16 protein-coding genes and 3 pseudogenes are annotated in these 21,534 nt (G+C 59.0%); 5 read left to right on the top strand and 14 right to left on the bottom strand.

Going from position 1 to position 21,534, the window contains the following annotated elements:
* The first annotated feature begins 158 nt into the window (after positions 1-158).
* Together N7E70_RS08825 and N7E70_RS08820 are read left to right on the top strand one after the other, a co-directional pair.
* The gene (locus tag N7E70_RS08825) at positions 159-1,679 is read left to right on the top strand and encodes an amidohydrolase family protein (RefSeq protein WP_263006093.1); all 1,521 of its coding nucleotides are present in this window, start codon (positions 159-161) and stop codon (positions 1,677-1,679) included.
* Positions 1,680-1,867: 188 nt separating this feature from the next.
* Positions 1,868-2,235: pseudogene (locus N7E70_RS08820) on the top strand (hypothetical protein); the annotation flags it as partial.
* Positions 2,236-2,685: 450 nt separating this feature from the next.
* Here the strand turns inward: N7E70_RS08820 and N7E70_RS08815 are convergent.
* From N7E70_RS08815 to N7E70_RS08775, 9 genes and pseudogenes are all read right to left on the bottom strand, one after another.
* Positions 2,686-3,714, bottom strand: a pseudogene (locus N7E70_RS08815) (IS630 family transposase).
* A 540-nt stretch (positions 3,715-4,254) separates the two neighbouring features.
* Positions 4,255-4,728 carry an ASCH domain-containing protein gene (locus N7E70_RS08810; protein WP_263006092.1) on the bottom strand — a complete coding sequence of 158 codons (474 nt, stop codon included), beginning with the start codon at positions 4,726-4,728 and terminating at the stop codon, positions 4,255-4,257.
* Positions 4,729-5,036: 308 nt separating this feature from the next.
* The gene (locus N7E70_RS08805; protein WP_263006091.1) at positions 5,037-5,993 is read right to left on the bottom strand and encodes a LysR family transcriptional regulator; all 957 of its coding nucleotides are present in this window, start codon (positions 5,991-5,993) and stop codon (positions 5,037-5,039) included.
* A gap of 18 nt (positions 5,994-6,011) precedes the next feature.
* Positions 6,012-7,589 carry a hypothetical protein gene (locus N7E70_RS08800; RefSeq protein ID WP_263006090.1) on the bottom strand — a complete coding sequence of 526 codons (1,578 nt, stop codon included), beginning with the start codon at positions 7,587-7,589 and terminating at the stop codon, positions 6,012-6,014.
* Between the two features lie 335 nt (positions 7,590-7,924).
* Positions 7,925-8,338: a hypothetical protein gene (locus N7E70_RS08795; RefSeq protein WP_263006089.1), complete on the bottom strand. Its 414-nt coding sequence runs from the start codon at positions 8,336-8,338 to the stop codon at positions 7,925-7,927.
* A 313-nt stretch (positions 8,339-8,651) separates the two neighbouring features.
* Positions 8,652-9,212 carry a sarcosine oxidase subunit gamma gene (locus N7E70_RS08790; RefSeq protein ID WP_263006088.1) on the bottom strand — a complete coding sequence of 187 codons (561 nt, stop codon included), beginning with the start codon at positions 9,210-9,212 and terminating at the stop codon, positions 8,652-8,654.
* Between the two features lie 10 nt (positions 9,213-9,222).
* On the bottom strand, positions 9,223-12,222 hold the full coding sequence (locus tag N7E70_RS08785; RefSeq protein ID WP_263006087.1) for a sarcosine oxidase subunit alpha: 3,000 nt from the start codon (positions 12,220-12,222) through the stop codon (positions 9,223-9,225).
* Positions 12,219-12,521, bottom strand: coding sequence for a sarcosine oxidase subunit delta (locus N7E70_RS08780; RefSeq protein WP_263006086.1), 303 nt, complete (start codon positions 12,519-12,521; stop codon positions 12,219-12,221). Before N7E70_RS08780 ends, N7E70_RS08785 begins: the two co-directional genes overlap by 4 nt.
* A gap of 11 nt (positions 12,522-12,532) precedes the next feature.
* Positions 12,533-13,786 carry a sarcosine oxidase subunit beta family protein gene (locus tag N7E70_RS08775; protein WP_263006085.1) on the bottom strand — a complete coding sequence of 418 codons (1,254 nt, stop codon included), beginning with the start codon at positions 13,784-13,786 and terminating at the stop codon, positions 12,533-12,535.
* Between the two features lie 113 nt (positions 13,787-13,899).
* Here N7E70_RS08775 and N7E70_RS08770 point away from each other — a divergent pair, with 113 nt between their 5' ends.
* Positions 13,900-14,901, top strand: a complete 1,002-nt coding sequence (locus N7E70_RS08770) for a GlxA family transcriptional regulator (RefSeq protein ID WP_263006084.1) — start codon at positions 13,900-13,902, stop codon at positions 14,899-14,901.
* 30 nt (positions 14,902-14,931) lie between these two features.
* On the opposite strand, the gene N7E70_RS08765 is transcribed toward N7E70_RS08770, so the two are convergent.
* The 4 genes from N7E70_RS08765 to N7E70_RS08750 form a co-directional block, all read right to left on the bottom strand.
* Positions 14,932-16,026 (bottom strand): ABC transporter ATP-binding protein, encoded by a 1,095-nt coding sequence (locus tag N7E70_RS08765; protein WP_263006083.1) that lies wholly within the window; start codon positions 16,024-16,026, stop codon positions 14,932-14,934.
* A complete protein-coding gene (locus N7E70_RS08760) occupies positions 16,023-16,859 on the bottom strand; it encodes an ABC transporter permease (protein ID WP_108605996.1) in 837 nt (278 codons plus the stop codon). The genes N7E70_RS08765 and N7E70_RS08760 overlap by 4 nt, the downstream gene beginning before the upstream one ends.
* Positions 16,856-17,701 (bottom strand): ABC transporter permease, encoded by an 846-nt coding sequence (locus N7E70_RS08755; protein ID WP_263006082.1) that lies wholly within the window; start codon positions 17,699-17,701, stop codon positions 16,856-16,858. The genes N7E70_RS08760 and N7E70_RS08755 overlap by 4 nt, the downstream gene beginning before the upstream one ends.
* Before the next feature lie 195 nt (positions 17,702-17,896).
* Positions 17,897-19,030, bottom strand: a complete 1,134-nt coding sequence (locus N7E70_RS08750; protein ID WP_263006081.1) for a polyamine ABC transporter substrate-binding protein — start codon at positions 19,028-19,030, stop codon at positions 17,897-17,899.
* A 553-nt stretch (positions 19,031-19,583) separates the two neighbouring features.
* Here N7E70_RS08750 and N7E70_RS08745 point away from each other — a divergent pair.
* Both N7E70_RS08745 and N7E70_RS08740 read left to right on the top strand, forming a co-directional pair.
* Positions 19,584-19,922: a transposase gene (locus N7E70_RS08745; protein ID WP_263006080.1), complete on the top strand. Its 339-nt coding sequence runs from the start codon at positions 19,584-19,586 to the stop codon at positions 19,920-19,922.
* 334 nt (positions 19,923-20,256) lie between these two features.
* Positions 20,257-20,778, top strand: a pseudogene (locus N7E70_RS08740) (ISNCY family transposase); the annotation flags it as partial.
* A gap of 384 nt (positions 20,779-21,162) precedes the next feature.
* Here N7E70_RS08740 and N7E70_RS08735 read toward each other — a convergent pair.
* Positions 21,163-21,381 carry a hypothetical protein gene (locus N7E70_RS08735; RefSeq protein WP_263006079.1) on the bottom strand — a complete coding sequence of 73 codons (219 nt, stop codon included), beginning with the start codon at positions 21,379-21,381 and terminating at the stop codon, positions 21,163-21,165.
* Between the last annotated feature and the right edge of the window lie 153 nt (positions 21,382-21,534).

Below are 21,534 nucleotides of genomic sequence, written 5' to 3'. Positions count from 1 at the left end.
CAAGCTTAAGTACGGAGGCATTGCAAGGGTATTGCGCTAATTCTCTGGCGGCGGAGATTAAATATAGCGCGGAAAGACGCACCCCATCTCGGCGGTAAAGTGTTTTTTGTCTGCCGCCGATGAGTTCACGCTCTTGTAACGCGAACGCGAGGATTAAGATGACCATACATATATCCGAAGCCAATATAATTGCGGTCGACGCAGCGCACGGCACCCGTCCGTTCAAGGGTGACATTCTCATCGAGGGTTCCCGCATCGCACATGTCGGAGAGCCGCTTGTGACGCCGGATGGCGCTCGTAGAATCGACGGTCGGAATCGACTTGTCATTCCGGGCCTCGTCAACGCCCACGTCCATTCTTGGGAGGCAATGTTCAAGGGCCGGTATGACAACATGCCACTCGAGATCTGGATGCTCTATTCCTACCCGCTCGTGGGAACCAAGGCACTCGATCCACGGCTGATTTACCTGCGTTCAATGATCGTGGCGATGGAATCGCTCAAGAACGGCGTAACCTGCCTCGTCGATGATATTATCGAACTCCCAGTGCAGGGTATGGACGCCATCGATGCGGTGTTCGATGCCTACCACGATATCGGTATACGTGCCAACGTATCGGGCCACGTAATCAATCGACCGTTCCTCGACACGATACCCTTCACGCGCGAATATCTGCCGAGCGACCTGATCGCAGATGTCTCCAGAATCAAGGTCCCGACTGTGAAGAACTATCTCGACTTCGCGGGGGAAGTAGTGAAGAAGCACCAAGATCGCTCCGACCGTTTACGCTACCTGGTTGCGCCCTCGGGGCCACAGCGTTGCACAGAAGAGATGCTGAAGGCAGTGCATGATTTCGCGCGTGAGATCAAGAGCGCCTATCATATCCACGTTTTGGAGACTAAGGTACAGGCGGTAGCAGGCAGGGAATTCTACGGTCGGACCCTCGTGCAGTATCTTGACGACCTCGGTGTGCTGACGAATATTTCGACGCTTGCCCACTCGATCTGGGTGACTGATCGCGATATTGCCTGCATGGCCGAGCGTGGGTCGTCGGTCGCGCACAATCCAATTTCGAATCAGAAGCTTGGCGCCGGTATTGCACCATTCCGGAAATTGCTCGACGCGGGCGTAAATGTAGCGCTGGGCTCAGACGGGATTTCGAGCAACGATACGAGCCGCATGCTCGATGTTATGCAGGTCGCGGGACTGCTACACAAGGTTACCACCCCAGAATGTGGTCTGTGGCCCACGGCTTCAGAAATCATCTATGCCGCTACCATGGGGGGCGCGCGGAGCGTTCAGCTTCAAAATGAAATTGGCTCGATAGAAACCGGAAAGCGCGCCGACCTCGTGTTATTCGACCTCGAGACGATCAACTTTACTCCGCAGAATGATCTCTTGAACCACCTCGTTTATTGTGAGAACGGTTCGTCCGTGGAGAAGGTCTTTGTGAATGGCGAAATAGTCGTTGACGACGGTGAACTAACCAAGGTTAACGAAGGCGCACTGGTGCGCGAACTGCGTGAGCGATACGATGCCTTCAGCGAACATCACAAGGGTGTCGAACAGCTCAACCGGCGCTTCGAGCCATACTTCAAGAAGATACATAAACACTGCTGCGGCGAGAATATTGAGCTAAACCGCTACAGCGCACCTCCTAACGAATGGTTGCTTTCCTGATGTGATCCCTAAGTGAGATCTAGATGCGCAGGGGAGCTGAGTCGCTGACGCGGCATTTGGTGCGCGGCCGAGAATCTAGACCACATGTTCGCCTGAGATAGGGCGAGCCGTCTCACAGTATGCAGGTTATCGAGGGTTGCGCTGGATATCCCGGCGCCGAGCCTCATGCATAGGAGACGGGCCATGGATACGGGCAGATATCGAAAACGCCTGCGGCATTTGACGCGCCTTTTGAGCAAGCTCCCAGCCGGGAGCGAAGCTGAGGTTCTGCTACGAGGCCGACCGTGCGGCTACGGCATTCAGCGGCAACTGACCGCGGCGGGGCACGATTGTGTGGTGGTCGCGCCGTTGCTGATCCTTCGCAAGCCGGGAGATCGGATCAAGACGGACCGTCGGAACGCCATCAATCTGGCGAAGCCGCAACGGCCGGGGAAGTCACGCCCGTATGGAGTCCCGACATTCCCATGAGGCAATGCGCGATCGCGCACGCCTTGCCGCGGTTCGTAGCTTGCGGCAGGCCCGCCAGCAGCTCTCCGGATTGCTGTTGCGTCACGGATACCGCAATCAGAGAAGGCAAGCCGGCCACCACCGTGACTACGGCGATCGCTCGCGAACTGACCGGCTTCGTCTGGGCCATCGCGGCTCAAGTCCCCCGGCCGACGAACTGACCGCTGGGCAATGAACCAGCGGCATCGACGGAGGAGCGAACAGTTTTGAACCTTCTGCGCCTGGGTAAGGCTGGAGGCACGGTCACGGCAGGAGAACCCTCGTCACCACTATCAGCCGGATCATCCGATGCTGGATCCTAGACCGAGGCAGCTCCGCGACGCATCAGGTCCTGCGGTAACCAACCCGCTTATCAGAGCATGATCAACCGTCGTCTCATGACTGTGCCTCCTGCTTTGCCCAGGGCAGCCTTCGCCACACCGCTTGCCAAAGCAAGCGAACGATTTTTCACACCTGCGGCTTGAAACGGCGAAACGGCGAACATGAGAGTGGATGGAATCTAACGGTGCCCACATTTGACGGCAGCGATGATTTTGTCGGGGTCTGCGGTCCATATGGATGGTTTGGGCTGCTCGTCTAATCGGCAAGGAAGCGGTTGATCACGGCCTGGAGGTTGACGACCGAATAGAAGACGCCACTTGGACAGCTTAGCGAAGAAGCCCTCGACCGCGCGTTGAGCCATGGCACGGGGTCGGCGTGAAGCTGCAGGTGAAGCGCTCATGGCGGTCGAGCCTGGCGCGCACCTTGGGTGCTTATGGGCGGAGGACGACGTGAATGGTCTTGCCGGCCGGCACTTCGACGTTGATGGCGTTGAGAAAGCGGATGAACTCCTGATGGCGATGGCGCCGCATATTCTTGCCAATGACGGTTCCGTCGAGCACGTTGAGGGTGGCGAATAAGGTCGTCGTGCCGTGACGCTTGTAGTCGTGGGTCATGGTTGCGAGCCTCCCATTCTTCATAGGCAGGCCGAACTGGGTGCGGTCGAGCGCCTGTGTCTGGCTCCTCTCGTCGGCGGACGGCACGATGGCGTGAGCCGGCGGTCGACATAGAGGTCGACGACTTCGCGCAGCTAATCGACGAACTTCGGATCGTTGAACAGCTCGAACACTGCCGCCAGCGGTGCGGCTGCAGCTCATGCGCCATCCAAATGTGCCGGAACGCGCTGGCGCTGATGCCGGCGGCTTTGGCCATGGCGTCCGCCGTCCAATGCCTCGTCTCGCGTGGCATATCGGCGAGCGTCAGCGCCACCACCCGCTCTTGCATGTCCGGCCCGAGCGGCGGAATGCGGGACGGCCGGTCCTGTCGCGCAGCAACCCCTCCCGGCCTTTCGCGGCGAAGCGCTCCTGCCAGCGCCACACGCAAGTCTTGGACTTGCCGATGCCGCCGCATGATTTTGACCATGCCGACACCAGCGGCGCTCAACAGCACGATCTCGACACGCTAGCTAGGCAGGCTTTTGTGGCGCATTGCCATCCCTTATGGGCGCCCTCAGACGGGCACGATCGGATGGCGAAACGGTGAAGGATATTCCTGTGCCATGCCCAAGACTCGCATGCGCAAAAGCGAATCCCGAGCCGGACTCTTATGTTAGGAAAGAACCGATAGTTGCCTATTTTTATGTCACGCGGACAGGGGTGAGCTTTTAGCGATCTTGCCATTAGCGGCGCCCGCCGCGTTCAATCGTAAATTTCCCGAGGTCCGCTTCCTCTAATGGGTCGCCTCAGTCAAGTCGCCATTCGGCAGACCACAGCAGGTACACTAGGCTATCTCGGAAGCTATACCGATTGCGACGCCACTGCCATTTCCCATTTGATCAGGACCATCAACGGCAATGTCTAATGGCGCAATTATCGCGCTCGAGTTCCTAAGGCTTTCCTACTGCCGGCTGGCTTTCCACCGCATCCGCCATTTCAGGTTCTTCACCAACGGCCATTACGCCGAAAAGAGAAAGCTTTGTCGCAATCGAGTGGCGGACCCGCTGCAGGAGGCGCTGCAACGGGCGTCTATATTGTGTCGTCACCCTCCGGCACGGATCCGTTTTAGTCTCGCCTTCACGGCACCAATTTTTTTAAGCGGTAGCGAGAACCTCAAATCCTTCACACACCGTGGGTCGGCTTTCACTCCAGAGAACACCCCATTCAGCGCACTGCTGTTCGAAATACTCGCGGTGAACACGCGCCCAATAGGCCAGACTTTTGTCGCCCTCGCCTTCCCGTTCGGCGAAAGACTGCTCGACTTGGTTGAAGGGCCGTACATCGACATCAGTAATACGAATCAGGAAGCGCGGTTCAAACGCGGAATTGAGGACCACCCAATAGTCGCCAACGCCGCGCTGGCGAATGTTGTTGCGCTCGAAATCAAGCTGGATATGAGCCGTCGCCCGCTTCTTGCCCGCTGCAACCAAACCTAGAAGTTCATCGTGATACGTAGCAAATCTCACATCGGCGAACGTGCTCGCATGGTACAGCTCCGTATCGATACCCAGCGCCGTTCGCTGTCTCTCCCAAAATGCGCGCACTTCGGCGGTCTTTTTTCCAATCATGTGATAGTCTCCCATATCCCAAGCGACTGACCGAGAGGTGTGCTTCGGCTTAGAACGCACGAAATTCTCCTACGCCGGCCCTTTCAGCAATCCGTCTACACCACGATGGCCACGTTCTAAGTGATCTTCAAACGCTGCGGCCGCAAATGCGTAAGGCAGATCAGGTGACGGCCCTTCTGTTTCACGGAGATGAATTGCGCCGCTCGTGGTTGGCCTTTGCTTGTGGTGTAGCTGTTTATCCACTTACTATTCGAGAGATTATTGCGGACCATAAACCCCCGAATATCCAATCATAAGCATTGATCCGTTTAATGCTCGGCGGCCACGCGCATTGCATGCTGAACAAGTTCATCGACCAACAGTTGGCGAGCGAGACGTGCCGGCGCTACAGCGTTCGTCATCACAAAAATATCCATCTGAGGAACATCACCCTGCGAAAGCAGTGGCCACAGGCGGCCCGCCTCAACGTCAGGTCGGGCAAAGCCGTCGGGAAGAAAACAAAGTCCAACTCCTAAGACCGTCATCCGCTTTGCTTCCTCTAGATGTTCCGACATTCCAGCCGATAAGCGCCCAAGTCCATAACGGAGCCGAAAATCGGTCAGCTCGACAGGTTCGTCGGCCCCTGTAAGAATGAACTTCTCATCCGCCAACAAAGCTGCGTCGTCGATTCGACTTTCGTAAAAATGGTGATTTCTGCCGCAGTAGGGCCGGTGAACCTCACTGAACAGATACTGATACCCGATCTCGGCACGTGGTGATCGCGAAGGGGCGAGCCCGATGTCAATCTCATCTTGCAGCAAGGACTTCACCACATCGGCCCAGGGAGCAACGTCTATGATAATTTCGACAGCCGGGTATTTTTGGTTGAAAGAGAAAATTGCTTGGTCGAGTACGTCATTGACGAGATTGCTGATCAGATGGACGCGCACGCGCCCGCGGATATCTGTCTTTGTTCCAGCCATTTGCGACGGAACCGACCGGACAATCTCTGACATCTGGGCGCACGTGCCAGCAAGCAGTTGTCCTTCATCTGTCATCTTGAAGCCGCGAGGACCGCGGTGGCAAAGTTTGACGCCGAGTTCGACCTCAAGGCGACGCAGCGCTAAGCTAATCGCAGGTTGCTGGCGGTTCAGAGTAAGCGCCGCGTTTGTAACCCCTTGCGCCTTCACGATCTCCTCAAATACCTTGAAAAGATTCCAATCTACATCTCGTGCGAACTTTGATTCGTTTCTAGATTTTTTGAAACTGCGAGAACTGTTGAACATGAGTAGGCTTTCTTGGTATCAGTCGATTATGTCTCTGGCAAACGTCCAACAAGACTGCAGTTGCTTGCTGCAATCGCCAGCAGACATTCCAAAATGCTCAAATACACTTGCGGCCAGCGAATTGCTAGGAACGCTATCATTGCTTCGGCCTTCATTGCCAAAGATGATTGCCTTCCGAGTCCGTCCTAGTAGCCCCGCCACGGCCTGCGGTAAGGCGCGGTTTGCCTCGTCAATGACCGACCATCCGAAGCTTCCTGATGGAACATACCGAAACAAACGATCGACGGAACTGAGACTGGTTGAGACAATCGGGACAATTAGGAAGAGCGACGACCACAGGTCGGCTATCTGTTCTCGTTCAACGTCGTTTCGCACGGATCCCGAGTCAATGATCTCCATCAACGCAGACAAATTGTGCAAGAGATAATGTCCGGAAACGTCGACAAAGGCCTTGTGGATCTCCAAAGCCATGGCGAACTCACCTGGCCCGGAGAGGGACGGGTTTGAGATCGCCAAACGCCCCCGCAGCTCCGACCAAGTGTCCTGTGCCTGTTTGTGCAAAGGAGGTCTCTCCTGAGCAATCACAGAATAGGATTTGCGGCGAATGCTGCGGCCGTCGATAAATCTTAGATATGTTCGGAAGCTGGTATCCGGATTCCGCCAGAACGGTCTGATGAAATCTGAGCGATTTTTTGCGTTGCCAAGCACGGCAGCGAGAAGCCCTTTCGTTTTCAACTCTGCGCTGTTAACGGCCGCCGTCTGCTGTTCCCGCCGAGGGTTGTAAACGTGATCGCTTATGGATCGGAAATATGACCAATCGCTCTCGTTTCGGTCGGCCGCGACAATAGCTTCGCAAATGTCCCTGATAGGTTGGTTGCTAGTGGACGCGATTACAATCTCTTGTCCTTTCAAGCTTGGGTGGAGGCGATAGAGCTTGGGAGCGTGGGCGCCGCCAGGTTGTACGGCGGTGAACGCATGTTCCGCCTTCTCGAAGGCGAGCATCCTACGGGCGCGCTCCATAAGGCACGTTGCAACCAGGTCGAAAATCAAGTGCCGTTTGTCTGGGAATTGGGTTGCGTTGATTGCAAACAAGCTGTCGCCGCTTGTAAAGTTGAGAGTTGGGTGGGACTTGGCCCAGTTTCGTTCTGGCCGTTGGCCGTCGGGAGCCTGCTCCGTCACCTTGGTACAACCCTGACAGTGCGACCCATCATGTTCGACAGACGAAATCCTCAGATATCGACTAAGAGCAGGAGGGACTTCGCCGCATCTCACGAGCTGGCGGACAGCACTCAGATCAGATAGAAAATCCGAGTCAATTTGAAGTGGTGAGGGCGGGCGTCCCAAGTCCCGACGATGGAAAACCCGCAAGGCGAAGCTGGGCGGTTCGGCGAATTCCTCAGATAGACCAATCTGATCCAAGAGAAGCAAATAGGCTGATTTGATCGCAGCGTAGGTCAATGCCTTAGCGCTTGTATCATGCAACTCCTCGTATAATTGCCCCAAAATAGCCTGCTTTGCGCAGGGCAATGCCGTTAGTCCGCGCAAGTTCCCCTTGAGCGCTTTTGGCAGCCCCCAAGCAAAGCTGGAAACTGCCACTCCATGACGGCCTGTGATCAGACCATTCCTATCCACAAGGACGGACGCGAGAGGAGATCGGTCATGAGAATGATAGCGTGGAATCTCCGCACCGTATTTTTCGGCAAGGCGAGAATAGGCTAGAGCCATCGGAATTGACCCGATTACGACCTGATAATAGAGGTCATGATCAGGCTTCCCGTGCTCTGGCTGCTCCCAGGGAACGCGACCGTCGTTTAGCCGCGCAACCCACTGTGGGTTTCCTGACGCCAAAGCTTCTCGGCGCCGATAGGTCGATGGTGCCAGACACTCCAACGCGGCCCAAGATTCAATTAGTGAAAGCGGTTGCATTACGTTTAACTGCGTAGCAACAAGACGCTAAACACGCCGAACAGCATCAAATGCATCATAGCGTGGATCGGCGACGTCCTGTGCCCTAGAAAGGTCAGCACGACCGTCAGCATCAACAGCGTCGTTTCGGCTGCACCGATTCCCAAGATCACTGTCTTGCCCGTCATCAATCCGATGACAAGAACAGTAGGAAGATGATCAGCTTGGCGCACTACGCTAAAGGACGCCGTCAGGACGGTCGCGAACAGAACAACGAAACAAATGACGCCAACGGTTGGGGAGAGAGGAGCAACTGTCCATGTTGCCCCCCACGTCTGAAACGCGGCGACAACCACCCACGCGATCACTGATCGGATACAAGTGACACGGGGAAACAAGTCGCGAAGGCCGTCGAAGTCGGGCACATAGTCCGGTGTCATAACCGACCCTCTAGGGGTCGTCCCCGGAGAAGCCAGACACATCGGGTCGTCCCGCTGAGCTGAACGGCGATCACCCCGTCTATGGCGAATTAGCACCCATCGTCTGCTTCGTCCACCAATTCGCAATCTCTCAAGGGCAAATCCGATTGGCGGTCGATCCCGTTCAGAAATATTGACAACTGTCCGCACAGTAGGCCCGGCCTTTTGCGTTCATATCAAGCGTTGCGCATTTTTGCTCCTAGCACCAACTAATGCCGCGTCGCCGAGCGATGCGAAGGGGTTATTCGACATGGCTTCCTCCCTGAGGACGACGTCAGATACCGAGTGCGATTTCGCGGCTGGCGGCGTCGAGGATACCCCAGACGTGGTCGGCGAATGAACGCCAGACCTCGATGCGGAACCGGTCTTCAGCTTCGCGGACAAGGATGATCTGCGCCTTGTCGAAGATGGTCCTGCAGCCCGTGCCGACCGGCATCACCTCGATGTCGAACGCAATGGCGGAGCGCAATGCCAACATGGCCGCGACACCCTCGACCTCGATGCCGATCTCGCGATGGCTGACATCGACAAGGCTATGCGGCACCGTCGCATAGAGCTTGGCAAACGCCGTTTCGATTGCCTCCTGTTCCGTCAGCGGGACAACCAGGTGCCACTCGTCTGGCCCAAGGCGCACGGCCAGCCTGCCTTTGGAAACGGTGACGTCGCCGATCTTGCCCGGCAATGGCGAACCGAATGCCTTTGCAGCTTGCGCCGCTTGTGCCGGATCTATCCCCAGGACGAAGCGGGCTCCGTCGGCGACGGCGCGGACGTTTAGCGGCGTCACCTTGCGAACGGCAATCTCGCGGCCGATCAGCGGATGATGTTCATGCAGCATGACCGTCCTCCTAAGCGCTCAGGCGCTTGTTTTCGGGGTCGAAAAATACCGTTCCGACAACCTTGGCCGTATGGGTCCGCCCCGGCGTCGGCACGTGGATGGTCTCGCCTTCTCGGGCCTTGCCACCTTCGATCACCGCCATGGCAATCGAGCGTCCGAGCGCCGCACTCCAGTAGGACGAAGTGACGTGGCCGACCATCTTCATCGGCAAAGTCTGGCTCGGATCGAGGACGATCTGCGCGCCCTCCTCCAGCACCGTGTTCGGATCGGTGGTGAGCAGGCCGACGAGCTGCTTGCGGTCAGCCTTCTGCATGTCGGGCCGAGTCAGCGAACGCTTGCCGACGAAGTCGGGCTTGGCCTTGCCGATCGCCCAGCCGAGACCGGCGTCATCAGGCGTCACGGTGCCGTCGGTGTCCTGTCCGACGATAATGTAGCCCTTCTCGGCGCGCAGAACGTGCATGGTTTCGGTGCCGTAAGGCGTGATGCCATGTTGCTGGCCGGCCCGATAAAGCTCTTCCCAGACCGCCCGGCCGTAGCGCGCCGGCACATTGATCTCATATCCAAGTTCCCCGGTGAAGCTGACCCGGAACAGGCGAGTTGGCACGCCGCAGATCTTGCCTTCGGCAACCGACATATGCGGGAAAGCCTCGTCCGACAGGTCGATGCCTTCGACCAAAGGCTCGATCAGCTTGCGTGCGTTCGGCCCGTTGAGCGCGATCACCGCCCACTGTTCGGTAGTCGAAGTCAGCCATACCTTGAGGTCGGGCCACTCGGTCTGGAGATAATCCTCCATCATGCCCAGCACGCGCGCCGCACCCCCGGTGGTGGTGGTGACATGGAAACGATCGGTGGTCAGGCGGCCGATGACGCCGTCGTCACGGATGAAGCCATCCTCGCCAAGCATCAGGCCGTAGCGCAGGCGACCGGGCGCGAGCTTCGTCCAGGAGTTGGTGTACATGCGGTTCATGAATTCGGCGGCGTCCGGCCCGACGATCTCAATCTTACCAAGTGTCGAGGCATCGAACATGCCGAGGGATTCGCGAACAGACTTGCATTCGCGGGCCACGGCGGCATGCATGGTCTCGCCCTTTTTCGGGAAGTACCAGGCCCGGCGCCACAGCGACACCGGTTCGAACTCCGCGCCGTTCTGCTCGGCCCAGCCATCGATCGGCGTCTTGCGCGTCACTTCGAACAGTTCGCCGCGATTGTAGCCAGCGAAGGCGCCGAAGGTGGTCGGCGTATAGGGCGGGCGGAAGGTGGTGAGGCCGACCGCCGGCGCTGGCCGCTTGACCGCGTCAGAGGCAATGGCGAGGCCGTTGATGTTCGAGGTCTTGCCCTGGTCGGTTGCCATGCCGGTGGTGGTGTAGCGCTTGATGTGCTCGATCGACCTGAAGCCTTCACGCACCGCAAGCCGGATGTCCTTGGCGGTCACGTCGTTCTGGAAATCGACGAAGGCCTTGGCCTTCGAAGTGTTCCTGTCGGTCGGCAGCTCGCGGTTATTGGCGCCCGTCAGCACCAGTTCGCCATCGACCCTGTAGGACGCGGCTTTCGCCGCGAACCCGGCGTCCAAAGCGGCTGCCGCACCGGCTGCGGCACCCTCGGCAAGTGCTGCCGCAAGGCTGAACACGCCATTGCCGGCGCCGGCGCAGCGGCTTTCTTCGGTGGCCTCACCCGGAAGGAACATCTGGCCTTCCTCCTTCCAGTCGAGCTTGCCCTTGGTGTGCGAGAACAGGTGGATACTCGGCGTCCAGCCGCCGCTCATCAAAAGCGCGTCGCAGGCGATTGTCCGCGCCGGGCCAACCACGCCGCTGCGGCTCACCGGATTGGCGCGCACGGAGGCGACGCGCAGCCGGCCGCTGGTGCCGGTGACGGTCCAGCCGGACAGCACTTCGACCCCGAGGGCCGCGGCGCGTTCCATCAGATGGCCTGACACATTGGGCCTGATGTCGATGATGGCTGCCACCTTGACGCCTGCCTCAGCCAGGTCGAACGCGGCGAGCCAGGCTGAATCGTGTGAGGTGACGATCACGGGGCGGTTGCCGACCTTAACGCCGTAGCGGTTGAGATAGCTGCGCGCCGAGCCCGCAAGCATGACCCCCGGGCGATCGTTGCCTTCGAACACCAGCGGCTTTTCGATCGAGCCCTGGGCCAGAACGACCTGGTGGGCGCGAACCTTCCACAGCCGCTCGCGCGGGGCATCCGCCGGCGGGTTGGGAAGGTGGTCCGTCAGACGCTGGCAAAGGCCGACAAGGTTCTGGTGATAGTAGCCGATGGCCGTGGTGCGCGTCAGCACCGTGACATTGTTCATCGCAGCCAGCGCGCTGCGTGCCTCTTCGAGCCACTGCCAGCCGCTCTGGCCGTTGATGCCCGCGTCCGTTTCAGACAGCAGCGAACCGCCAAGCTCGGCCTGCTCGTCAACCAGGATCACCTTGGCGCCGCTCTTGCCGGCGTCGAGCGCTGCGGCAAGACCGGCCGGACCGGAACCGACCACCAGCACATCGCAATGGGCGAAGCGGCTGGCATAGGTGTCGGGGTCGGGCGTGGTCGGCGACTTGCCGAGACCGGCGGCGCCCCGGATGATGGGCTCGTAGACCTTGTTCCAGAACGACTTCGGCCACATGAAGGTCTTGTAGTAGAAGCCGGCGGAAAACAGCATGTAGAGCGCGTCGTTGACAGCGCCGATGTCGCGCTTCAGCGACGGCCAGTGGTTCTGGCTAGTGGTGTTCAGCCCGTCGAACACCTCCAGCACGGTTGCGCGGGTATTGGGTTCGAAGCGACCCGGCCCCCGGTGGGTGCCGACCAGCGCATTGGGTTCTTCCGAGCCGGCCGACAAGAAGCCGCGCGGGCGATGGTACTTGAATGAACGGCCAATGAGATGGACGCCGTTGGCAAGCAGCGCCGAGGCGAGCGTGTCCCCCTCGAAACCGACATAGCTTGCGCCGTTGAAGGTGAAGCGCACCGGCTTGCGCTGGTTAACGCGGCCTTTTTCTGGGATGCGGTAGCTGGTCATGACCGTGCTTTCTCGAGTTCGGTCTCTGTCGGGCGTGGCAGCCCGGCCTTGTAGGTCATTGCGAACTTGTCGCTGACGGTGTCGCGAACGGCATTGAAGAAACGCCCGCAGCCATGCTGGTGTCGCCAGCGTTCGAAGTGGGTGCCGCGCGGATTGCTGCGAATGAAAAGATGCGTCTTCCATTCATCGTCAGTCAGCTTCGACGGATCGGCGGGACGCGCGATATGCGCCTCGCCGGCATAGGTGAATTCGAGTTCCGGGCGCTCGGCCTCGCAATAGGGGCAGCGGATGAGCAGCATCTTGTATCTCCTCAGTGCGCGACGGCTGCGGCTGCGGCTTCATCGATCAGCCGGCCGGTGGTGAAACGTTCGAGCGTGAACGGCGCATTGACCGGATGCGGCTCGTCGCGGGCAATGGTGTGGGCGAAGACATGGGCCGAGCCAGGGGTTGCCTTGAACCCGCCAGTACCCCAGCCGCAATTGACGTACAGCCCGGGAACCGGCGTCTTACCGATGATAGGCGAACGGTCTGGCGTGACGTCGACGATGCCGGCCCATTTGCGCAGCATGCGCATGCGGGTGAAGATCGGAAACACCTCGCAGATCGCCGCCACCGTATGCTCGATGAGCGGCAGGCCGCCGCGCTGGCTGTAAGAGACGTACTGGTCGGTGCCTGAGCCGATGACCAGTTCACCCTTGTCGGACTGGCTGATGTAGGCGTGGACCGAATTCGACATGACCACGCAAGGGAAGATCGGCTTGACCGGCTCGGAAACCAGCGCCTGCAGCGGGAAGCTTTCGAGCGGCAGGCGCACCCCGGCGGTATCCATGACGACCGAGGTTCCGCCGGCGGCGGAAACCGCGACCTTCTTGGCCTTGATGAAGCCGCGCGGGGTATCAACGCCTATGACCTTGCCGGAAGCGTCGCGGCGGATCGCGGTCACCGGGCAATTCTGGATGATGTCGACGCCGCGTGCCGCGGCACCCCGGGCATAGCCCCAGGCTACGGCATCATGGCGGGCAACGCCGCCGCGGCGCTGCAAGGCAGCCCCGACCACGGGATAGCGGGCATCCTTTGCGATGTTGATCGGCGGGCAATATTCCTTTGCCTGCTCGGGCGTCAGCCACTCGTTGTCGATGCCGTTGAGCCGGTTCGAATAGATGTGGCGCTTGAAACTTTGGATGTCATGCACCGAATGCGCCAGCATCATCACGCCGCGCTGCGAGAACATGACGTTGTAGTTGAGCTCCTGGCTCAACCCTTCCCAGAGCTTCATCGCGTGCTCATAAAGCATCGCGCTTTCGTCATAGAGATAGTTCGAGCGGATGATGGTGGTGTTGCGGCCGGTGTTGCCGCCGCCAAGCCACCCCTTCTCGATGATGGCGACATTGGTGATGCCGTGTTCCTTGGCAAGATAGTAGGCAGCACCCAGGCCGTGGCCACCGGCGCCGACGACGACGACGTCATACTCGGCCTTGGGTTGGGTATCGGGCCACTGCGGCTCCCAGTTCTTGTTACCGGTCAAGGCATTGGACAGAAGTGACGAAAACGAAAAGCGGGTCATAACGCACCCCCGGAGTTCAACATGGCCGCACTATCGCTAAACGGCGCAAGGTTGGACAGAACATTTGCGTCAGCGTAATGTTACTCGTGCGACAGCATTTATACGGGAGCCCCATGGAACGCAGCGTCAGATCCAACCAGCCGCAGAAGCGGAACGCAGCGGCGCGCCTGTCGGTCGGCTTCATCCTGGCTCGACGCTTCACGTTGTGCGCCTTCGCCAATTTCGTGGATGTGCTGCGCCTCGCCGCCGACGAGGGCGACCGCAGCCGACAGATCCTGTGCGAGTGGACAGTGCTCTCAGACACGATGAGTCCGATGGCCTCGAGCTGCGGAGTGTTGGTGCAGCCCAACGAGCGCCTGGGCGATCCCAGGAAGTACGACTACATCGTCGTCGTCGGCGGGCTAATCGACGAAATTCCCAATCTCAGCCCGGAGTATGCGCGGTATCTGCAGAAGGCCGCGGCATCGAAGGTGCCGCTCGTCGGCGTCTGCACCGGGGCCTTCATCCTGCACCGTGCCGGGCTGATGGATGGCTACCGTTGCTGCGTCAGCTGGTTCCATCACGCCGACTTCCTGGAACAGTTCGACGGGCTGAAACCGGTGTCCGACCAGATCTTCATCGTCGACCGCGACCGGCTGACCTGCTCGGGCGGGGCGAGTTCGGCGCATCTGGCGGCGCATCTGGTGGAAAAGCATGTCGGACGAGCTCAGGCTCGAAAGAGCCTGCATATCATGATCATCGACGATGCATTGCGCGCTGAAAAACCCCAACCCGGTATCCCGCTCGATCTGACCACCGATGACGAACTGGTGAAGAAGGCACTGCTGCTGATGCAGCAAAATATCGACGCCCCGCTGTCGGCGGCAGACGTCGCGCGCCGGCTCGGCGCCAACCGGCGCCAGGTCGAACGCCACTTCCAGCATGCCGTGGGCATGGCACCAACCCTGGCCTACAAGATCATGCGACTTGAATATGCGGAGTTCCTGCTGCGCCACACCGACCACTCGGTGACAGAGATTGCGACATCCACGGGCTTTTGCGATTCATCACATTTCATCCGCGCCTTCCGGGAACGGCGTGGCGTGACGCCCGCAGTTTTCCGCGCAGCAACCTGAACCGCCGGCAAGCGACACGATCAACGGCACTTATTCTCCGGGCAGAATGTGCGTCGCTTCCGGCCGCCACGACACCCAGACTTTGGCGCCAGGCTCAAGGTTGATATGTTCGAGTTCGTCGTGGCTCTTCTGCGCCTTGATCTCGATACGGTCGGCGCCCTCCAGATGGATGACGGCGGTTGCGCCAACAAACTCCTCGCCGACCACCTGCGCCTGCAACCCGTCGTAGCCGTCAGCCGGGGGCTGGTTGCTCAACTGTATCCGGTCGCCCGACACCACAAAGGTCGCCTTGTCACCCTTGGAGAGGGCTTTGGCTGGGTTCGGGGCGACATCGAACTCGCCCACCGGCGTCGCGATCTTCAACGCCTTGCCGTTCACGTTCGAGACCTTGCCGGCAAAAATGTTCGACGAGCCAAGGAATTCAGCGACGAACTTGGTTCGCGGCGCGCGGTAAATCTCCTGCGGATTGCCGATCTGCTCGATCCGTCCACGGCTCATGATGACGACGCGGTCAGCCATGGAGAATGCCTCAGACTGGCTGTGCGTGACATAGACGAAGGTGATGCCGAGTTCGCGCTGAAGGTTCGAAAGCACCGTCTGCATCCGCACTTTGAGATGAGCGTCCAGCGCCGATAGCGGCTCGTCGAGAAGGAGGATGTCCGGTTCCGTCACCAACGAGCGCGCTAAGGCCACGCGTTGGCGCTGGCCGCCGGACAGATGGGCAACGTTGCGATCGGCGAACTCGGTGATCTGCATGCGCTCCAGCCATTTGTCGACGCGTTTGCGCCGCTCGGCCTTTTCCACCCCACGCATGCGCAGGGAGAACTCGACATTTTCGCGCACGGTAAGGAACGGAAACAGCGCCAGGCTCTGCCACACCATCGGCGTGTCGCGCTGCCAGGTCGGCAGGTCGTTGATGCGCTTGCCGCCAAGGCGGATCTCGCCTTCAGTCGGGGCGTCCAGTCCAGCCAGCATCCGCAGCGTCGTCGTCTTGCCGCAGCCACTGGAACCCATGATGGCAAGGAACTCGCCCTTGCGGATTTCGAAGTTCATCTTTTCGACTGCGACGAAACTGCCGAAGCGTTTGACGACGCCGTCGAAGACGACGAGAGCCTTGTCGGTCATGATAGCGGTACTCCGGCTATTTCCGCGGACGCTTTGGGCGGACCGCTTCGTTTCATGAGAAGGATCTGGGCGAGCACCACCAACGTCATCGAAACGATGAAGACGAAGGTGCCGATGACGTTGATACGCGGGCTGACCTGACCTTGCAGGAAGCCCAGCACCTTGACTGGCAAGGTTTCATTCAGTCCAGAGACGAACCAGGCCACTGCAAATTCATCGAACGAGACTGCCATAGTCAGGAACAGGGCCGCGAAGATTGCCGGCTTGCAGAACGGGATGATGACATGACGCATCGCCTTCCATTCACTCGCACCGAGATTCCAAGCCGCGGCTTCGAGTGAAGGGTCCATCTGTGACAGGCGCAACCGAACAATCGCCATGGCGAAGGGCGCGCACAAGACCACATGGGCGATGATGACAGAATGGATGGCGCCCGACAGGTTGATGTTGGACAAGAAGGCGAGCATCGCCAGGCCGAGGATGACGACTGGGATCGTGGGTGGCAGAAGGGCCAGCGCGACATAGAAGGTCTTGCCGAAGAACTTGTAGCGGAAGTCGGTATAGGCAGCACCAAAGCCGATCACTGTCGCCAGCACCGATACGATCACACCGGCGACCATCGTGTTGCGCAGGCCTTCCCAGACCAGCGGGTCGGCGGCGACCGTCTCGTACCAGATCGTCGAGAAGCCGCCGAGCGGAAGCGAGGGGAACCGGTCGACATTGAACGAGAAGACGAAGCTCGCGGCGATTGGCGCGAAGATAAAGGCGAAGGCCAGCAGGATGTAAAGTTTCAGCGCCCAGTCGATCAGCCAGTTGCGATTGAAGTCGTTCATCGTCCGCGCTCCTTGTAGGCGTAGCCCACCGCGGCGAACGCGACTGCTAGCAGCGTTGCGATCATGGTCAGCGCGATCACCGCCGCGCGCGGCCATTGCTGGCCCGACTTGGTAGTGTCGGTGATCAGGATGGACAGTGTCGGCGGGTCGCCTCCGCCGAGATAAAGCGGACTGACGAAATCACCGAAGGTCAGGATGAAGCAAAACAGCGCCGCGATCACCAGGCCGACCTTGGCGGCCGGCACGATCACCGCGAAGACCGTGCGCAACCGGCCGCAGCGCAGGTTGTGCGCGGCCTCGATCAGGTTTTTGTCGACGAAGATCAGACTGAACAGCTGCAGCAAAACGACAAGCGGAAAGCTCAGCGTCAGATAGCCGACCATCGTGCCGAACACCGAGTTGAGCATGCCGAACGGTCCGAGCCCGACCTTGGCGAACAGTGCGTTGATGATGCCGTTGTCGGAGAGGAATATCTGCCAGGAATAGACGCGCACCAGATAGCTGGTGAAGAAGGGGATGACCATCAGGAAGATGGCCCAGCGGCGCGCGGTTTCGGTGAGCTTGAATGCGATGGCGTAGGCGCAGGGGAAAGCCAGCGCGCTGGTGATGACGGCAGCAGCGGTGGCAAGCGCGAAGGTGCGCAGATAGGCGTCCCAGAAGACACCGCGACCGAGCATCCTGACCCAGTTGACGGTGTCGAAGTCCGGTTCCATGCGGAAATTCTTGACCGTCCAGAAGCTGAGTGCGATCAGGAACAACAGCGGCGCAAGGAAAAACATCACCTGCCAGATCAGCATCGGCAGTGATAATGTCAGTCCGTAAAGTGTGATTGATTTCCGCATCGCGGCGATTCCATCTTGAAGACACGACTGCACGGCTGCGTGCAGGGATTGCCGGAATGAAAGGGCGGGCGCAGCGGCCCGCCCAACGAACATTAGCTTTTCAGTCGAGCCTAGCGCGCCATCCATCCATCGAACGACAACAACGGACGGCGCTGGATTTCCAAAGGCGCATATCGCTGGTTCAGATGGAAAGCGCTAGGAGCCCTTGTATTCGGACCAAAAGTCGTTCCAGTCCTCAAGGCTCTGCTGCACCGGCAATTGCCGGAATTTGATGCGCCCGTTACGGATCAGGTCCATGATATTGCTCTCATTGAGCAACATGCCCTGGCGTTTGGCTTCCGCCGGAAAATCCTCCGCTAGCAATTCCCAACCTTTCTTGTTCGGAACCATCGCGGGATAGGCCGCCATATTGACCGACTTCACCTGTCCTTTAGCCGAAGTGATGTACTGGATCCACTTCTTCGCGAGGTCGGCCTTGGTCGAGCCCTTGCCGATACAGAAGGACTCAGTCCACTGCAGGCCGCCCTCCTCCGGAATCACGGTGCGTACCTTCGCACCATTCTTTGCTAGAACACCAGTGATCCAGTCGCCGATACCGGCCATCGCCAGCACCTGGCCGTTCTGCAGCGACGAAAACGTCCCGCCAAAATCGAAGAAGCCACCGATCTGCGGGCGCAGCGTCTTCATCTTCTCCTGCAGCTTGCCCCAGGCCGCTTCGTCGATGTCGTATGGCGCGGCATTGCCGTTGAGCAGGCTGATCTGGCCAAGGTTCGGATGATGCCAGTCGAAATGGCCGACCTTGCCTTTCAGCTTTTCGGCCCAATAGACGTTGTAGGTCGAGGCCTCCTTCTCGGTTATCGCATCGGTGTTGTAGGCAACGCCGAGGAAGCCAAAGCGCGTGATAACCGAATAAAGATCGTTACCTTGCCAGTGCCCGGGAAAATGTTGGAATTCGGGGAAAAAGTCGTCAAACGGATAGTCTACCGGGTCGAGTTTCTCAATGTAACCCGCAGCGTTGAGCTGCTGCACATACTCGGCATCCGAAAGAATCACATCGAAGGTGCCGGGAGGTGACTGGGAGATCAGCCCAAGCATGTTGTCGCCGCCGGTATAGTATTTCGGCTTGAACTTGACGTTGTTTTCCGCCTCGAACTCGGCGACGACATCGGGTTCAGCGTGGCCGCTCCAGGCAAGTATGTTTAGTTCGACCGGTTGCGCAAACGCCAGACGGTTGAGGAACGGCATTGCAAGAACGCCTCCGCCCAACACACTGGCACCCTTCAGAATATCGCGACGGTTGTGGCCCTGCAAACCCTTATGCACGTTCATCGTATTCCCCTTTTTGCGATTTTATATTGTTCGGTCAACAACTAGCCCGACAGCAGACGGTGACGCGGATTCATCGCCCTTGAAACCGGCCCTGATAAGAAGCAGTCAGGTGAACATCTAGGACTAATCTCGCCCCTTTGGGCCACTTATCATCCAGAGATTGGCACAGGGCATAAACCCCCGAATATCACATCTTTCGCATTGTTCTTGTTAATGCACGGCAGCCGACGTTTCGGAGCCGATGGGCACGTCCATGGATGCCCCTATCCGAAGCGTTCCGATCGATAGAGGTGACGAAAGCTGCATTACCGGTGGCATCAGGAATATGGCGGCCTGAACCAGAAGCGTCTAAGGAGCGTACCGGTTTATGCCGTTGTGGCCCATCCCGCCACTTGCGGTGAAGCACGATCGCTTGTACGTGCCACCGCGAGATAGCCTGCTGTATTTTACCCTTTTTGCGATCGCGACGCCCATAAGCTGGACGCTCCTAACCTCGCCAAATTAGGCGTGTTGTGATTCCCTCGGTCCGTTCGCAGCGGATGGGGGGGGTCCGATGGGGAATACGCCTGGATTCTTCGGTATCGATGACTGTTTTCAGCGGCTGAGCGATCTGGGCGATCAGCTCGAAGCCTATCGGCGGATGTGGACTTCGAGGTTCCGAACTGTTCTGGAAAAGGCGCTTACCTATACGAGCGGGCGGCACGGTGGCCGACCGCCGTACGATCCTGTGATGATGCTGAAGGCGTTGGTGAGCCAGACGGCGAACAATCTGACGGACGAGCGCACCGAGTTCCTGATCAACGACCGGCTGTCGTTCGTGCGGTTCCTGAGCCTAGGGCTTTCGGACAGGGTTCCCGACGCGCGCACGATCTGGCGTTTCGCGAAAGACTGACGAAGGCCGACGCGATCCAAGCCTTGTTCTAACGCTTCGATGCGATGCTAGCCTTGGCGCTTACCCTGAACGCCCTCTGAGGGTAAGAACTATGCCTAGTGTCAACGACCGGCCCCTGGTCAAAATCGCGGGGCAAGCGGCGCATACCGACATCATCGAAAAAGGCGCTCGGCATAGGTTCGGCGGTCGGCATAAACCGCCAAGATGAACGACATCGATCCTTCGCCTGGCTCACAGAACGCTTGAGCGTATCGCCGACCCCTAGCCGTACCGCGATCTCGGCCAACTCCTGCCCTGGCATCATCACGCCGACTGAACGGCCACGGCGGTGCGCTTAGAGCAGATCATCGCCCAGAGCGAGCGGCGCGTGCCGGCCGGCGAGAAGTTGGTCAGCCTGTTCGAGCCTCACGCCGATATCATCGTCAAAGGCACCCGCGACGTCGACTACGGCCACAAGCTCAACCTGCCACCGGCAGGAGTGGCATGATCCTCGATCTGGTGGTCGGAGCGGGCAACTCGGCCGACAGCGGGCGCCTTCTATGGTCAGGCACCGCATCAGGCGGCAGCCGACGGCGGCTTTGCTAGTCGCGGCAATCTGAGCCAGGCCAAGGCCTGGGGCGTGCGCGACATGGCTTTCTACAAGAAGGTGGGTCTCAGGATCGAAGACATGGTCAAGAGCCAATGGGTCTACCGCAAGCTGCGGAACTTCCGCGCCGGCATCGAGGCCACATCTCATGACTGAAGCGCGCCCATGGCTTGGTGCGCTGCATGTGGCGCGGGCTCGACCACTTCAAAACCTATGCCTAGTCCTCGGTCCTACAATCTCGCCCTCTTCACCCGCCTAAAGCCGACCTGAGACCGCCTATTTTGATCGAAGTCTGTCGAGGCCGGTGAGCGCCGGCCGACGGTTCGGCGGACTTTCCATTGGCGAGCCTTTTGGTCGCCCTCCCTGCGCCTACGTGTCGGAAAATGCCAAAAAACGACCCACACTGAGCCGACAAGTCCCAATAAACGCTTCGAAAATTAGCGTTTGTGGACGGGCAGCCCTCGAAGCTTCCTCGTCATTGCCTGTTGCCGCTCCCGCCCAAAAGAGGCACTACGCGCAAAGTCCGGCTTGAACCTCACGACATGGCGGGCACTTTCCAGTGCTCCGACAGTCATCGCCTGCACCAAATTGGGCAACCGAGAGGCTGTAGTAACGCTAGAAGTCCGCAGGATCGTGAGAGCTCAAGCGGATTGCCTATCTTTCTTCTGCAATATCTTCATTTTTGCCGAGAAAAGCATAGGTTTCTGCAAGGTCACCGTGATCATTCTGGAAACGTTTAGTTATGGTAATACCGTATCTTACTTTATCAACGGCTTCGTTATCACTCAAAAGCGCGAACGACAACGCGTAGCAAGGCAATCTCATCATCAAGAGCTGACGCAACGGCCAATTCGGCAGGCCGCCGAACGACATGCTAACTGTTCGCATGGCTCGAATTGTGAGGGTTCACCTGCAGCGCCTGTTCCGCCAATGCTGCCGCGGCTAGCAAGGAGGCTTTGGTCATTTCGCAGTATCTGACGACTGCCCGATTTTCACGCCGCGCGCTTCGGGATCGTCCGGGGGGGG

Origin of the sequence: Aminobacter sp. NyZ550 (assembly GCF_025628925.2) — a bacterium.
Taxonomy (GTDB): domain Bacteria; phylum Pseudomonadota; class Alphaproteobacteria; order Rhizobiales; family Rhizobiaceae; genus Aminobacter; species Aminobacter ciceronei.
The sequence above is the reverse complement of the archived record's forward strand: the minus strand, read 5'-3'. Positions and strand labels throughout refer to the sequence as shown.